Genomic DNA, 14,585 nt, shown 5'->3' on the forward strand with positions numbered 1-14,585 from the left:
GCTCCGGCGCAAATTTTGCTGTTTGTTCCAACCTAATTTTCTTTTTCAGGATCAATCCTGCTATTAACCCCCTCTGCTATGCTGCGTCGTTTACCCGCCTTGCTGGCCCTGCTGCTGCCGCTGAGCGTGGCCGCCCAAACCAGCCGCTTCGGCTTCGAGTACCGCCCGCGCCTGGCTCCGGTGCTGGCCGCCGGCGACACCCTGCGCCAGGCCTGGGTTGGCGGCTTCGATAGCCCGCAGTACTCCAACATCGACCTGAACGGCGACGGAAAGCTGGATCTGTTCGTGTTTGAGCGCATGAGCGGCCGCGTGCTGACCTTCCTGAACGCGGGCACCGGCACCGGGAAACGTTGGCTGTACGCCCCCGACTACGAAACGGTCTTTCCGGCCAATCTGGCCAACTGGGCCCTGCTGCGCGACTACAACTGCGACGGCCGCCCCGACCTCTTTACGTCCGGTGCCGCCACCGACGTGCGCGTGTACCAGAACGTGGCCGGCCCCGGCGGGCGGCCCGCGTTCCAGCTGATTACCTCCCAGCTGGAGTCCATTCAGATCGACGGGCGCCCGTTCGTGACCAACGTGGACGTGAGCCCCTACAACGTGCCGGCCATTCAGGACGTGAACGGCGACGGGAAGATTGACATTCTGATGCTGGACCCGGTCGGGGGCAGCACCATTCAGTACTACCAGAACATCAGCGCGGCCTGCGGCGGGCTCGATTTCAATTACCGCTCGGCCGAAGCCTGGGCGGGCCTGCGCTACTGCGGCCCGCTGGGCACCAGCTACGCCACCGGCGGGGCCCAGTGCCGCCCCGTCGCCCCCGACCCCGGCCGCACCAACCACACCGGCGGCGGGGCCCTGCTGCTGCAGGATTTCGACAACGACGGCGACCAGGACCTGCTGATCGGGCGCGACTTCACGGCCGATCTGGCGGCCGTGCGCAACACGGGCACCAACGCCACGGCCGCTACCAACGCCAGCAGCGTGCTCAGCAGCATTCCCAACGGGGCCGGCCCGGTGTCGGTGGTTACGTACCCGGCGCCCTACATCGTGGACGCCACGCTGGACGGCACACCCGACCTGGTGGTGGCCTCGGCCCAGGTCGACCACACCGACCGCACCAGCATGCGCAACAACGGCGTGTGGTTTGAAAATACCGGCACCGCCACGGCGCCGGTGTACGTGCGCCGCACCGGCAGCTTTCTGCAACACCAGATGATTGACCTGAGCGAAGCGGCCGCCACGGCCTTTGCCGACCTCGACGGCGACGGGCTGGTGGACATGCTCGTGGCCAGCGGCAAAGACCAGTACGGGGCCTTCAACAGCGGCACCGATTACCGCTCCACCATTGCGCACTACCGCAACGTGGGCACGGCCCGGCAGCCGGTGTTCAGCCTGGTCACCAGCGACTACCTGGGCCTTTCGGCGCGCAACTTCAGCGACATCCGGCCCGTGCTGGCCGACCTCAACCACGACGGCGCCGTGGACCTGGCCTTCGGCGGCTACTACATCGGGGCCTCGTTTATCTTTTACTACCTGAACACGGCCGCGGCCGGCCAGCCCGTCAGCTTCAACACGGCACAGCTCAACAACCTGAACGGCCTCGGCAACCGCACCCACGACACGCCCTGCTTCGCCGACGTGGACGGCGACGGTTATCTCGACCTGCTGCTCGGCACCAGCGTGGGCGCCTCGGGCGGCGCGCTCTACTACTACCACCGCGACCCCGCCCAGCCCCTGGCCGACGGCTTCACGCTGGTCAACAACGACTACGGTGCCATTCGCCTGGGCAGCGGCGCCAAGCCCCAGCTGCTAGCCCCCGCCGTGGCCGACGTGGACCGCGACGGCACGCCCGACCTGCTGACCATCGACGGCACCGGCATCGTGCACATGTACAGCAACTTCCGCGCGCAGTCCGGCGTGTTCTTCGACCGCACCGACCTGTTTCTGAACGCGGTGGCGGGCCAGTACGAGGTTTCGCGCCTGGGCTACGGCAACGGGCGCAACCACTTGGCCCTGGCCGACATCAACGCCGACGGCGTGCCCGAACTGGTGGCGGGCCTCGAAACCGGCGGGGTGCTGCTCTACGGCACCCGCAACACCGTGACCAGCACCCGCGCCCAGACCACCACTGCCCTGCCGCTGCAAGTGTACCCCAACCCGGCCCAGGACGTGGTGACCGTGGAAACGCCCACGGCCACCCGCGTGCTGCTGCGCGACCTGCTGGGCCGCGTGGTGCAGCAGGCCGAGGCCGCCCAGCGCCAGCACCACCTGAGCCTGCGCACCCTGCCCGCCGGCGTGTACCTGCTCGAAGCCACCGACGCCACTGGCCGCCGCGGCGTGCAGCGCCTGACGGTGAAATAGGGAGTTGGTGAAATGGTGAGTTGACTCCCGGCTTCCCTACACCGAAACGGCCCCGCCTGCAACTGCAGGCGGGGCCGTTTCGGTGTAGCTGGTTGGAAAGCCATCAGGCCAGCAAACTCGCCACTTCACAATTTCACCAGCTCACCACTGGTGCGCAGCTCAAACTCGTCGGCGTCGAGCAGGGCGGGGAAGCGGCTGCGGTAGGCCTCCAGGTCGGCGCGGCGCAGGGTGCGGGTGATGCCCGTTTCCTGGTTGCCGACTTCCACCAGGTACTCGCCCTTCATGTCGAGCAGGGCCGAGTCGCCGTCGTAGGGCTGGCCGGCGGGGTCGAGGCCGAGGCAGTTCACTCCCATCGTATACGCCTGGTTTTCGATGGCGCGGGCGCGCAGCAGCGTTATCCAGGCGGTGCGGCGGGCAGCGGGCCAGTTGGCCACGTACAGCAGCAGGTCGTAGGGCTGGTGCAGGTCGTTGCGGCTCCACACGGGGAAGCGCAGGTCGTAGCAGATCAGCGGGCAGATGCGCCAGCCGCGCCACTCTTCCACCAAGCGCTGCTGCCCGGCGCTGTACACTTCATGCTCGCCGGCCATGCGGAAGAGGTGGCGCTTGTCGTAGTGGCTGAACGAGCCGTCGGGGCGCACCCAGAGCAGGCGGTTGTAGAAGCGGCCTTCCTCGTCGCGGGTCATCACGCTGCCGGTTATTACGGCGTCGCGCCGGGCGGCCAGCTCGCGCATCCAAGCCAGGGTGGGGCCGTCGACGGGCTCGGCCCAGTGCGCGGCATCCATGCTGAAGCCGGTGCTGAACATCTCGGGCAGCACGATGAGGTCGGTGGCAACGGATATTTCGGCGATGTGCGCGGCCAGCTCGGCCCGGTTGGTCGCCGGGGAGTGCCACTTCAGCGGAAGCTGGATAAAGGAAACGGTGAGGTCGGACACGGTGGAGGGGCGCTTGGGGTCTTTCCCGAGCATGTTACTGAATTATGGCCGAAAAGCCAAATTGAAATACGCATAGTGCTAATAAATGCACTGGTATTGTGCAACCGGCAATCAATTTCCCGTTTAGCAGGCCGCCAGCCGCCCGGTCGGGCCTAGCGCCGGGCGGCAAACTGTTGCAGCCGCTCGGCCGCGGCGCGCAGGGTATCGTCCTGCTTGGCGAAGCAGAAGCGTACGAGGCCGTGGTCGGTGCCGTCGTGGTAGAAGGGCGACACGGGCACCACGGCCACGCCAGCTTCCCGGGTCAGGCGGCGGGCAAAGGCCACGTCGGCCTCGCCGCCGGGCGCCAGCTGCTGGTAGCGCGCCAGCTGGAAGTAGGAACCCTCGGAGGGCAGCAGCTCGAAGCCGGTGCCCTGCATCAGCTGCCCGAACAGGTCGCGCTTCTGCTGCATGAAGGCGGGCAAGTAGTCGTAGCTGCCGGCGTCGCCGAGCACGTCGGCAATGGCCAGCTGGAAGGGCGTGCTCACGGCAAAGGTCACGAACTGGTGCACGCGGCGCACCTCGGCGCTGAGCGCGGCCGGGGCCACGCAGTAGCCCACTTTCCAGCCGGTGGCATGGTAGGTTTTGCCAAACGACGACACCACGAAGGCCCGCTCGCGCAGCTCCGCGTGCTGCAGGGCCGAGCGGTGCGGGCGCCCGTCGAAGGTCATGTGCTCGTACACCTCGTCGGAGAGCAGCAGGGTCTCGGTGCCGCGCAGCAGCTCGGCCAGCTGCTGCCAGTCGGCTGCGGTCCACACCGCGCCGGTGGGGTTGTGTGGGGTATTCACCATCACCAGGCGGGTGCGCGGCGAGAGGGCGGCGCGCACCTGGTCCCAGTCGGGGCGGAAGTCGGGCAGGCGCAGGGGCACGTACACCGGCCGCCCGCCCGCCAGCCGGATGGCCGGGGCGTAGGAATCGTAGGCGGGCTCCAGCACCACCACCTCGTCGCCCGGCCGCACCACGGCCGTGATGACGGCAAACAGCGCCTCGGTGGCGCCGCTGCACACGGTAATGTCGGTACCGGCGTCAGGCGCCGCGACGCCGTAGATGCGGGCGATTTTCTCGGCAATCAGCTCGCGCAGGCGCGGCAGGCCCGGCATGGGCGCGTACTGGTGCTGGCTGCCTTGGGCGTGGCGCACCAGGGCATCAGTAAGCGCGGCGGGCGGGTTGAAATCGGGGAAACCCTGGGCGAGGTTGATGGCGCCGTGCTCGGTGGCCAGCTGGGTCATCACCGCGAAAATGCTGGTGCCGACGTCGGGGAGTTTGGAGGTAAGCAAGGGAGAATGGGGAAGCAGTGGAAGCCGACAAGTTACGGCCCACGCAATATGCTACTTGTCGAAGTAGTGCAGTATACTATCCGCTTGCGTCGCGCCTAAATCCTCCCGGTGCCTGTCCAATGCTTTCCTGACATCTTTCTCTGTCTGCCCGGCTCCAGTCCAACGGATGACGGAAACGCCGCGGCTGCCGTTGATAAAGTAGCAAGTAGTCCAGTGCGAGGAGAGCGGGCTAATGATGTAAAACAAGCCAAAGTTGTTTTGGCTAACCAACTTATGCAGGCAGACATCAGGTCGTCGGACATCAACGTACCAGTCCATGTTGTTCTGCCTCGAAATGAAAGCCGATAGCCGGCGGATGTCACGGTTACGAAGCTGTAGCGCTGCTACCTGCGTGCAATGCTTGGGTGGTAACCAAGGGGACTTTGTGCCGTCCGCATTTTCACGCATCAATTGCTGAAACTTCGGCGCACAGCTTGAAAACAGACCTAGGCTCAACAGGCTGACAAATAGTTGTTTCGCAGTCATTGGCCGTCAAAGGTTTCGTTACCCCACCAACCCATTGCCCCCCATCGGCAGCCATACCCGGAACGTGGTGCCTTCGCCCACCTGGCTTTCCACCTCCAGCTTGCCGCCGTGGGCCTGCACCAAGCGCTGCACCAGGTATAGCCCGGTGCCCGAGCCGGGCACGTGGTCGTGGAAGCGGCGGAACAGCTGAAACAGGTCCTTGCCGTGGCGTTCCAGGTCGATGCCCAGGCCGTTGTCCTGCACGGTGAGCTGCACCGCATCGGGCAGGCGCTCGGTCCACACGCGGATGCGGGGCGGTCGGTCGGGGGCGCGGTACTTCACGGCGTTGCTGAGCAGGTTGTAGAGCACGCTCTGCAGGTTGGGGCGGATGAATTCCACGGCCGGCACCGCGGCAAAATCGGTTTCCACTACGGCGCCGGCGTTGCGCACTTGCTCGCCGATGCTGTGCAGCACTTCCTGGGTGAGCCGCTCCAGGCGCACCTGCTCCGGGGCGGCCGTCAGGCTGTGCTTCTGGGCCTGCACCAGCGCCGACAGTTCCTGAATGGTGGTGTAAATCTGCTCCAGCGAGTGTTCGAACATGGTCACCAGGGCCGGGGCGTCGGGGTCGTCGAAGCGGGCCGAGCGCACCAGCTCGTGGAAGATGCCGCCCATGTTGTCGATGGGCTGGCGCAGGTCGTGCGAGGCGGTGTAGACGAAGTTGTCCAGGTCCTGGTTGATGCGCATCAGCTCGGCGTTGCGCGCTTCCATCTCGTGCTGAAACCGCTTGTAGTCGTCGATATCGGTGCTGGTGCCAAACCAGCGCACGATGCGGCCGTGCACGTCGCGCATGGGTCGGGCGCGGTGCAGGTGCCAGCGGAACTGCCCGTCGGCGGCGCGGCGCAGGCGGTTTTCGTGCTCGTGCACGCAGCCCAGGCGTACGTTTTCGCGGAGCGTGTGCTCGGCCAGGGCCCGCTCGGGCTCGGGCACCAGCGCGCCCCAGCCGTGCTGCTGCACCTCGGCCAGCGCCAGGCCGGTGTACTTCTGCCATTCCTCGTTCAGGAAGCTCGGCGTGCCGTCGGGTTCCAGCGTCCACACCAGCTGCGGAATGCTGTCGGCCAAGAAGCGGAACTCGACCTCGGAGCGGCGCAGCTCGGCCTGCAGCTCGTACTGTTCGTGGATGTCGGTATTGGAGCCGAACAGGCGCAACACTGCGCCGTCGGGGCCCAGCTCGGGTACGCCGCGCACCAGGTGCCAGCGGTACTGCCCGTCGCGGCGGCGCAGGCGCACTTCCATCACGTAGGAGCGCCGCGTCTGCAGGGCCGTGACGATGCGCGTCCGGGCCGGGGCCACGTCGTCGGGGTGCAGGGCCTGCAGCCAGCCGGCTTCGGGCCCGAGCACGGCCGGGTCCTGCGCATCCTGGCCGGTGAGGCGGAACCACTGCGGGCTGAGGTAGTCGAGGCGGCCGTGGGCGTCGGCCGTCCAGATGATGTGCGGAATGCTCTGGGTAAGCAGCCGGAACCGCTCTTCGGAGCGCCGCAGCCGCTCGTGCAGCTCCTGCTGCTCGTGCACGTCGGTGAGCGAGCCGTACCAGCGGCTGAGGCGGCCCTGGGCGTCAAACACCGGCAGGGAGCGGATCAGGTGCCAGCAGTACTGCCCGTCGTGGCGGCGCAGGCGCAGCTGGGTGGTCCAGGGCGTGCGGGCACGACGGGCGCGGGCAAAAGAGGTAGCCACCGGGGCCAGGTCGTCGGGGTGCACGAAGCTGCGCCAGTCGCGGCCCCCGGCGGCCAGGCTAGGCACGCCGGTGTAGTCGCCCCACTGCGGGCTCACGTACACCACGCGGCCGCTGGGCGCCTGGCTGAAGCTGATCAGCGGCAGGGCCTCCGTCATGGCGCGCACCTGCTCGTTGCGGCGGCGCCCGGCGGCGGTCAGCCGCTCGCTGCGCTGCTGGGCCTGCACCCGCTCGGTGGCGTCGACGGCAAAGAAGAGCACGCCCTGCACCAGGCCCTGCTCGGTCAGCAGGGGCTGCAGCGTCAGGTCGTAGTAGCGGCGGGTGTGCCCATTGGCGGCGTTCAGCCAGTCGAGCGGGCAGGCCTGCCGGGTGATGGTGCGGCCCGAGTGGTAGGCCGCGTCGAGCAAAGCCGAAAGGCCCTGCTGCTGAAACTCCGGCACGGTCTCATTCACCGACCAGCCCGGGCGCAGGCGGCCGCCGAGCAGCTCCTGAAAGTTGGGCGTGACGAAGGAGCAGATGTGCTCGGTGCCGAACAGCGTGGCCACGTAGGCCGGCACCTCGCCCAGAATCTGCTGCAGCTGCCGGTCCTTGGCCAGCAGGCGCTGCTGCACGCGCTTGGCGTCGTCGATGTCGGTGCAAGTGCCCAGCCACTGGCTCACGCGGCCCTGGGCGGTGCGCAGGGGCTGGGCCTGCACCAGAAACCACCGGTAGCGGCCGTCGTGGGCGCGCAGGCGCAGCTCGGCGCGGTAGGGCTCGGCGCCGGTCAGGGCCTGCTGCCAGCGCGGCAGAGCGCCGGGCGCGTCGGCCGGGTGCAGGGCGGCGGTCCAGGCCGGGTCGGGGGCGCCGAGGCCGGGTAGGCCGGTGTAGTCCAGCCAGCGCTGGTTGAAGTAGTCGGGGCGGCCCTGGGCGTTGGTGGTCCACACCAGCTGCGGAATCACCTCGCTCAGAAAGCGAAACTGCTCCTGCTGGCGGCGCGGCGCGGCAGCGGAGGGGCCTGGCGCCGGGGCGGCGGGCGCTACCAGCAGGTAGCGCAGCTCGGCGGCGGCATCGGCGGGCACGGGGCGCAGCGTGAGCGGCTGCGGGCCGGCGGCGGTGAGCAGCCGCACGGTTTGCTCGCGGCGCTCCTGGCGAAAGTTGTCGGTCAGCTGCTGCCAGTCGGCGTCGGCCAGGGGCAGGGCCGTGGCGGCGCTGGTGCCCACTAGCTCCTCGGCCGGGCGGCCCAGCCACTGGCCCATGGCGGGGTTGGCGGCCACCACGGTCTGATCGGCCGCCAGCGCCAGCTGGGGCGTCGGTAAGGCGTCGAACAGAAGCCCGAAATCAGGGGCCGGAGACGAAGGCATGACGGCGCGGAAGCGAAAAATCGGTGGGGCAGCGTATTCAAAGATACACTCCGGGCCGGGGCCGTGGGCGGTCCGGGGCCGACAATCTGGAAATTTTTTGGCTGACTACCCGCCTGCGGCGTAACCCCGGTGGCCGGTTTGCCGTTTACGGCCGATTGTCCTTTTCCGCCCGCATGGCTCTACGCCTCCTCCACCAGGATGCTGTTATCAGCATTGCTTACGATTACACCAACGACTGGCTGTACGCCGACTGGCAGGCCGAGCAGGACTCGTTTTCGGTGCAGGCCGGGGCGCTGAAGATGCTGGAGCTGCTGCGCCAGGAGCGGGCCCGCAAGGTGCTCAACGACAACCGCCGGGTGCAGACCATCTGGGCCGACGCCTCGGAGTGGGGAGGGCGGGTGTGGTTTCCGCTCATGGCCGAGGCCGGGCTGGAATATTTTGCCTGGGTGTACTCGCCCAACGTGTACAGCCGCCTGAGCACCGACCTCACGCTGCAACACACGCGCAAGCCCGTCGTAATGACGTTTGACAGCATGGACACGGCTAGTGCCTGGCTGCGGCAGATGTAGGCCCGCCGGGCCGGCGCATCGGGGCGCAGCGGCTGTCACTCCACCGTTAGCCCGTTATCCATGCTCCGCCACCTATATCACGACGAGGCCCTGCGCCTCGACTACGACCCCGACCACCGCTGGCTCTACGCCGATTGGCAGCCCCGGCAGGACGAAGGCACCGCCCACCGCGGCTGCGCCACCATGCTGCACTACGCCCGCCAGCAGGGCTGCTGCAAGGTGCTCAACGACAACCGCCTGGTGTGTACCCTATGGGCCGACGCGGCCGAGTGGGTAGGCACCGCGTTTATGCGCGAACTGAGCGAGTCCGGCGTGCAGTATTTCGCCTGGGTGTACGCCCAGAGCATCTACGGCCGGCTGAGCATAAACCAAGCCCTGGCCTACGCCGAGCAGCCCACCATTCGCGCCTTCGACGACTACACCGCCGCCGCCAACTGGCTCGATAGCTGCCGCGACTGAGGTCAGGAGGGCGTGAGGGCAGGCAGATAGGTAGGTAAGAGGGTAGGAGTTGTCCGCTCGATAACTCATACCCGCCTACCCTTACACCCTGCCGAACTCGTACCCTCACTCCCCTGCCGAACTCAAGCGGTTGCAAATGCGCGGCGGGCTGGGCAGCTTTACCGCTGATGCTCCGTTCCGCTTTTCTTGCTCCGCTGCTGCTGGGCGCGGCTCTGCCGACCGCCGCCCAGAGCCTGCCCATTCTCGACCAGAACCCGCCCGCCCTGCGCTGGCAGCAGGTACGCACGCCGCATTTCCGCGTGCTTTACCCCGCCGGCTTCGATTCGGCGGCCCAGCACACGGCCCGGCGCCTGGAGCAGGCCCACGCCGCCGGCACCCAGTCCTTGGGCGTGGCGGCGCGGCCCCTCACGGTGGTGCTGCAGACGCAGACAACCGTCAGCAACGGCTTCGTGACGTTTCTGCCGCGGCGGGCCGAGTTTTTCGTGGTGCCGCCGCAGGAGGCCAGCCTGGGCACCGTCGATTGGCTGGATCAGCTGGTGGTGCACGAATTCCGGCACGTAGGGCAGTTCGACAAAGCCCGGCAGGGCCTGGGCCGGGTGCTGGTGCCCCTGCTCGGCGACGGGGCCCTGGGCGTGATGTCGGTGGGGCTGCCGCCGTGGTTTTTCGAGGGCGACGCCGTGGGCACCGAAACGGCCCTCACCCGCAGCGGCCGGGGCCGCATTCCGTCGTTCGACGTGGGCCTGCGCGCCAACCTGCTGGCCGGGCGTCGCTACTCGTACCAGGAAGCCGTGTGCGGCTCCTTTCGCCACCAGGTGCCCAACTGGTACACGCTGGGCTATTTTCTGACTTCCTACGTGAAAAGCCACCACGGCCCCGACGCCTGGGACCGGGTGCTCGACCACTATTACCGCTTTCCGTTCTACCCGTTCTCGTTTTCGGCCGGCATCCGCCGCGTCACCGGGCTGAAGGTGGAGCAGGTGTACCAGCGCGCCATGCAGGAGGCCGATTCGGTGTGGCGCGCCCAGCAGCAGGAGCGGCCCGTGACGGCGGCGCAGGACTTGGCCGGGCAGGCTCCGACCAGGATTTACACCAACTACGAATATCCGCAGTACCTCACCGACAGCACCGTGCTGGCCCTGAAAGCAGGCCTGGGCGACATTGCGCAGTGGGTGCGCCTGGGCCGCCACGGCCGCGAGGAAAAGGTGTTCGTGCCCGGGCTGATTCACCTGCCCGAGGGCCTGAGCGTGGCCGCCGGCAAGGTGGTCTGGCCCGAGTACCAGCCCGACCCGCGCTGGGGCCAGCGCACCTACTCCGAACTGCGCGTGCTCGACCTGGCCACTGGCCAGCTCACCCGCCTCACCCGCCGCACGCGCTACACCAGCGCGGCCCTCTCGCCCGACGGCCAGCGCCTCGTGGTGACGGAAACCGACGACAGCTACCGCCACCACCTGCGCCTGCTCGATGCCCGCACCGGCGCCGTGCTCCAGACCTGGCCTAACCCCCAAAACCGCCTCTACCTGCAGCCCCGCTTTCTGCCCGACGGGCAGCGCGTGGTGGCCGTGGTGCTCGACAAGGCCGGCAAAACCCTGGAGCTGCTCGACCCGGCTGCCGGCTCGGCCCGCGCCCTGCTGCCCGCGGCCAACGTGAACCTGAGCAACCCCGTACCCTGGCAGGACTACGTGCTCTACAACTCGCCGCAGTCGGGCGTCGACAACCTGCACGCCGTCAGCCTCACCACCGGGCAGGCGTACCGGGTCACCAGCCGGCCGCTGGGCGCCTACCACGCCGCCGTCAGTCCCGACGGCCGGCACCTGGCTTTCCACGACTTCCGGGCCCAGGGCAGCCGCATCGTGGAAATGCCGCTGAACCCCGCCGCCTGGACGCCGGTGTCGCCGCCCGCCGCCGACCCCGAGCGGTTGTACTCCGGACAGCTCACGGCCACCGACCCCGGCGCCCCGCGCCTGCGCCCGCAGCTCAGCGCCCCCGACTCGGCCGGGCGCTTTCCGGTGCAGCCCTACCGGCCGCTGGCCCACGCCTTTCACGTGTTCAGCTACGGCTTGGTGCAAAGCCCCGAGGGCACCGGGCTGAGTTTGGGCGTCCGGTCGCAGGACTACCTGAGCACCACCCAGGCCATTGCCGGCGCGAGCTTCGACCAGACCGAGCGCACCGGCGCCCTCTTTGCGGGCCTGAGCTACCAGGGGCGTTACCCGGTGTTCGACCTCGACGTAACCCACGGCGGGCGCAACTCCGGCCTCATCCTGGGCGGCACCGAATACCGTGACCAGTGGCGCTACACCCGCCTGCGCACCGGCCTGCGCCTGCCGCTCACGCTCACGCGCTCCAAGTACCTGCAGGCGCTGACCCTGGGCGCCTACTACCTGCACGAGGAAGTGCGCGGCTACGACCTGCCCGCCCGCTACCTCAGCGACGTGGGTCCGAACAACCCGCTTAACGCCCTCGAAACCACCCTTAGCTACGCCCGCCAGCTCAAGCAAAGCACCCGCGACGTGGGCCCGCGCTGGGGCCAGGCCCTGCTGCTCACCGGCCGCCTCACCCCCTTCGGCCGCGGCCTCGATGCCAGGCAGTGGGGCGCTATCGGCAGCCTGTACTTCCCCGGCATCGGTAAGCACCATTCGTTGCGGTTGCGCGGCGGCTACCAGCACCAGCAGCAACGCGAGTACCAGTTCGCTCCGGCCGTGTTTTTCCCTCGCGGGTCCTCGTATATCAGCTTCGACCGCCTGAACGTAGGTAGCGCCGAGTACCGCCTGCCGCTATTCGACGCGCACTGGGCCGCGGGGCGCTGGCTGTACGTGCAACGCTTCAAGGGCACGGCTTTCGTCGACGTGGCGCGGGGCCGCAGCCAGACTAGCCGGGGCCCCGTCGCGCGCGACTACCGCACCGTGGGCGGCTCGGTGTCGGTGGTGTTCAACGTGCTGCGGCTGCGCACCCCGCTCGAAACCGGCCTGCGGGCCGTGTACGATACCTACGCCGGCCAGTGGCGCTTCGATCCGCTGGTGCTGGATATCGGCATCTGAGGCCCCGCGAAGAAGAAAATCGAAACGCTTGAAAAATAGGATGATATCGGGGTGCGGGAAGAAAAATACAGGCTGGTAAATCCACTGTTGAGCCAGGCGGCGTAGGTGCAGCACATTATTCTTCCACACCCCTCCCGATGAAAAAGAACCTGTTTTCCCTGGCCCTGATTGCCCTGCTCAGTGGCGCTTCGTACTCGGCCTCGGCCCAGTCGGCCCAACTCTCGCCCAACAGCGTGATGGTGGGTGGCATGGCTATGTTGCCGAGCAAAAACATCGTTGAAAACGCCGTCAACTCCAAGGACCACACCACGCTGGTCGCCGCCGTGAAGGCCGCTGGGCTGGTGGAAACGCTGCAGGGCAAAGGTCCCTTTACCGTCTTCGCGCCGGTAAACGATGCCTTCGAAAACCTGCCTGCTGGCACTGTAGAAAGCCTTTTAAAGCCCGAAAGCAAGGCTGCGCTGACCAAGGTGCTGACCTACCACGTGGTGGCCGGCAACATGACCGCCGACAAGCTGATGGCCGCCGTCAAAGCCGGCAAGGGCAAGGCTACGCTCAAGACCGTGAGCGGCGGCACGCTGACGGCCATGATGAACGGCCCGCACAACGTGGTGCTCGTCGATGAAGGCGGCAACGTGGCCAGCATCTCGACCTACGACGTGCTGCAGAGCAACGGCGTCATCCACGTCATCGACAAGGTACTGCTGCCCAAATAAACAGTACCCACCGACGCGCCAAACCCCGCCAACCGGATTCGGTTGGCGGGGTTTAGTATTTGCGCGAAATGGTATTATTTATAGCAGTGGCTCGGGCGAAGACGTCGTGGGCTTTGCCTGGGAAGCTGCAACAAAAAGCCCCGCCGGTTTGACAAACCAGCGGGGCCGTGGCCATGCCTGTTGGCAAAGAAGCTGTTACGTGCCCGACTTCCTGATCAGCTCCGGAAACGCCTTCGCGAAGTGGTTGTAGCGCGGCGTCGACACGTTGCGGATGTAGGGGTTGTCGGGGTGGTTCACGAAGTAGTCCTGGTGGTAGCGCTCGGCCGGGTAGAAGGCCTTGAACGGCACCACCTGCGTCACGATGGGGCTGGGATACAGCTTGGCGGCGTTGACGCGCTGGATTTCGGCTTCGATCTGCTGCTTTTCCTGCGGGCTGCGGTAGAAGGCAATGGAGCGGTACTCCTCGCCCGCGTCGGGGCCCTGGCGGTTGAGCGTGGTCGGGTCGTGCTGCACGAAAAACACCTTCAGCAGCGTCGGAAAGCTGACAACCTTCGGGTCGTAGTACACCTGAATGGCCTCGGCGTGGCCGGTGCCGCCGCGGCCCACCTGCTCGTAGGTGGGGTTGGGCACGGTGCCGCCCGCGTGGCCCGAAATGACGGTGCGCACGCCCTTCAGGCTTTCAAACACGTGCTCGGCGCACCAGTAGCAGCCGCTGGCAAACGTGGCCACGGCCTCGCCCGGCTGGGGCTTGGGCAGCTCGGCAAAGCGGTGGTCTTCCTGGGGCGGCGCGGCGGCTTCAGGGCCGCCGGAGCGGGCTTCGCAGCTGACCGCGCCCAGCGCCGCCAGCAGCAATACAAACAGTTGTTTCATTCGGAGCATATTCATCAGCCTGAACATACGAGCCGGCGGATTGATTCGGATGCGCAGCCCGGATTGTGGGCGGGCCGCCGCGGCGCGACCACAACCAATTGGCCGCAAGCGGGGTAGGAGAAGGACATACCATTCACCAACCGCTACCGACATGCAACGCCATTCGATAACTGCGCTGCTGCTGCTACTCCTGGGCTGGCTCGGCGCCTGCTCGTCCGTCAACGTGCAGGAGCAGGCCAACGTGGATTACGCGCAGTACCGCACCTACGCCTGGGCCGAAACCGAGGTGAAAACCGACAACACCCAGGGCCCGGCCCTGCGCAGCCAGCTGCAGGACAACGTGCTGCGCCCGGCTATCGAGGGCGAGCTGGCCAAGCGCGGCCTCACCCCGGCTACCACCGGCAAGCCCGACCTGTACCTGACCTACCACCTCTACGTGGAGCAGGCCGAGCGCACCGTGGCCAACCCGCCCAACCCCGCCGTGCCCATCAGCTACCCCTACCTGGTCAGCTACCGCGGCGCCATTATCCCCGTCAATTACACCCGCTGGTACCAGGCCCCGAGCGGCTACCGCACCGAAACCTACCAGGAAGGCATGCTGGTGCTCGACTTCATCGACGCCCGCAGCAACAACATGATCTGGCGCGGCTCCGTGTCCGACGCCGTCAACAACCCCGCCCGCGCCGGGGAGCGGTTCGCCGAATCCGCCCGCGACATCCTCGACAAGTTCCCGGTGAAGGAGCAGAAGTGATTGGGC

General features: G+C 67.4%; 11 protein-coding genes. 6 read left to right on the forward strand and 5 right to left on the reverse strand.

Translation table 11 applies throughout. The features are described 5' to 3' along the window. The first annotated feature begins 78 nt into the window (after nucleotides 1–78). A complete protein-coding gene (locus DLM85_RS09665) occupies nucleotides 79–2,364 on the forward strand; it encodes a T9SS type A sorting domain-containing protein (protein ID WP_111477896.1) in 2,286 nt (761 codons plus the stop codon). 125 nt (nucleotides 2,365–2,489) lie between these two features. Here DLM85_RS09665 and DLM85_RS09670 read toward each other — a convergent pair whose 3' ends face one another. The 4 genes from DLM85_RS09670 to DLM85_RS09685 all read right to left on the reverse strand — a co-directional run bounded on the left by DLM85_RS09670 (nucleotide 2,490) and on the right by DLM85_RS09685 (nucleotide 8,182). Next, the gene (locus DLM85_RS09670; RefSeq protein WP_111477897.1) at nucleotides 2,490–3,329 is read right to left on the reverse strand and encodes an amidohydrolase; all 840 of its coding nucleotides are present in this window, start codon (nucleotides 3,327–3,329) and stop codon (nucleotides 2,490–2,492) included. A gap of 119 nt (nucleotides 3,330–3,448) precedes the next feature. After that, complete coding sequence (locus tag DLM85_RS09675) at nucleotides 3,449–4,609, reverse strand: methionine aminotransferase (RefSeq protein WP_111477898.1); 1,161 nt, start codon at nucleotides 4,607–4,609, stop codon at nucleotides 3,449–3,451. A 51-nt stretch (nucleotides 4,610–4,660) separates the two neighbouring features. Continuing rightward, nucleotides 4,661–5,134 carry a hypothetical protein gene (locus tag DLM85_RS25055; RefSeq protein ID WP_133256995.1) on the reverse strand — a complete coding sequence of 158 codons (474 nt, stop codon included), beginning with the start codon at nucleotides 5,132–5,134 and terminating at the stop codon, nucleotides 4,661–4,663. Between the two features lie 18 nt (nucleotides 5,135–5,152). Beyond that, nucleotides 5,153–8,182: a PAS domain S-box protein gene (locus DLM85_RS09685; RefSeq protein ID WP_111477900.1), complete on the reverse strand. Its 3,030-nt coding sequence runs from the start codon at nucleotides 8,180–8,182 to the stop codon at nucleotides 5,153–5,155. 173 nt (nucleotides 8,183–8,355) lie between these two features. Here DLM85_RS09685 and DLM85_RS09690 point away from each other — a divergent pair, with 173 nt between their 5' ends. The 4 genes from DLM85_RS09690 to DLM85_RS09705 all read left to right on the forward strand — a co-directional run bounded on the left by DLM85_RS09690 (nucleotide 8,356) and on the right by DLM85_RS09705 (nucleotide 12,958). Continuing rightward, complete coding sequence (locus DLM85_RS09690; RefSeq protein WP_111477901.1) at nucleotides 8,356–8,751, forward strand: hypothetical protein; 396 nt, start codon at nucleotides 8,356–8,358, stop codon at nucleotides 8,749–8,751. Nucleotides 8,752–8,811: 60 nt separating this feature from the next. Next, nucleotides 8,812–9,210, forward strand: a complete 399-nt coding sequence (locus tag DLM85_RS09695) for a hypothetical protein (protein WP_111477902.1) — start codon at nucleotides 8,812–8,814, stop codon at nucleotides 9,208–9,210. Between the two features lie 167 nt (nucleotides 9,211–9,377). Next, the gene (locus DLM85_RS09700) at nucleotides 9,378–12,245 is read left to right on the forward strand and encodes a hypothetical protein (protein ID WP_111477903.1); all 2,868 of its coding nucleotides are present in this window, start codon (nucleotides 9,378–9,380) and stop codon (nucleotides 12,243–12,245) included. A 137-nt stretch (nucleotides 12,246–12,382) separates the two neighbouring features. Then, nucleotides 12,383–12,958 (forward strand): fasciclin domain-containing protein, encoded by a 576-nt coding sequence (locus DLM85_RS09705; protein ID WP_111477904.1) that lies wholly within the window; start codon nucleotides 12,383–12,385, stop codon nucleotides 12,956–12,958. 195 nt (nucleotides 12,959–13,153) lie between these two features. Here DLM85_RS09705 and msrA read toward each other — a convergent pair whose 3' ends face one another. Then, nucleotides 13,154–13,828 (reverse strand): peptide-methionine (S)-S-oxide reductase MsrA, encoded by a 675-nt coding sequence (gene msrA / locus DLM85_RS09710; RefSeq protein ID WP_111477905.1) that lies wholly within the window; start codon nucleotides 13,826–13,828, stop codon nucleotides 13,154–13,156. A gap of 151 nt (nucleotides 13,829–13,979) precedes the next feature. Between msrA and DLM85_RS09715 the strand changes: the two genes are divergently transcribed. Then, nucleotides 13,980–14,579: a DUF4136 domain-containing protein gene (locus tag DLM85_RS09715; protein WP_165822079.1), complete on the forward strand. Its 600-nt coding sequence runs from the start codon at nucleotides 13,980–13,982 to the stop codon at nucleotides 14,577–14,579. The last annotated feature ends 6 nt before the right edge of the window (nucleotides 14,580–14,585 follow it).

The organism is Hymenobacter edaphi (assembly GCF_003258365.1).
Taxonomy (GTDB): Bacteria; Bacteroidota; Bacteroidia; order Cytophagales; family Hymenobacteraceae; genus Solirubrum; species Solirubrum edaphi.

Coding starts and splice junctions, on each gene's coding strand:
- DLM85_RS09690 (WP_111477901.1), top strand. CDS start 8,356: ATGGCTCTACGCCTCCTCCACCAGGATGCTGTTATCAGCATTGCTTAC.
- DLM85_RS25055 (WP_133256995.1), bottom strand. CDS start 5,134: ATGACTGCGAAACAACTATTTGTCAGCCTGTTGAGCCTAGGTCTGTTT.
- DLM85_RS09715 (WP_165822079.1), top strand. CDS start 13,980: ATGCAACGCCATTCGATAACTGCGCTGCTGCTGCTACTCCTGGGCTGG.
- DLM85_RS09685 (WP_111477900.1), bottom strand. CDS start 8,182: ATGCCTTCGTCTCCGGCCCCTGATTTCGGGCTTCTGTTCGACGCCTTA.
- DLM85_RS09700 (WP_111477903.1), top strand. CDS start 9,378: ATGCTCCGTTCCGCTTTTCTTGCTCCGCTGCTGCTGGGCGCGGCTCTG.
- DLM85_RS09670 (WP_111477897.1), bottom strand. CDS start 3,329: ATGCTCGGGAAAGACCCCAAGCGCCCCTCCACCGTGTCCGACCTCACC.
- DLM85_RS09705 (WP_111477904.1), top strand. CDS start 12,383: ATGAAAAAGAACCTGTTTTCCCTGGCCCTGATTGCCCTGCTCAGTGGC.
- DLM85_RS09695 (WP_111477902.1), top strand. CDS start 8,812: ATGCTCCGCCACCTATATCACGACGAGGCCCTGCGCCTCGACTACGAC.
- DLM85_RS09665 (WP_111477896.1), top strand. CDS start 79: ATGCTGCGTCGTTTACCCGCCTTGCTGGCCCTGCTGCTGCCGCTGAGC.
- msrA (WP_111477905.1), bottom strand. CDS start 13,828: ATGAAACAACTGTTTGTATTGCTGCTGGCGGCGCTGGGCGCGGTCAGC.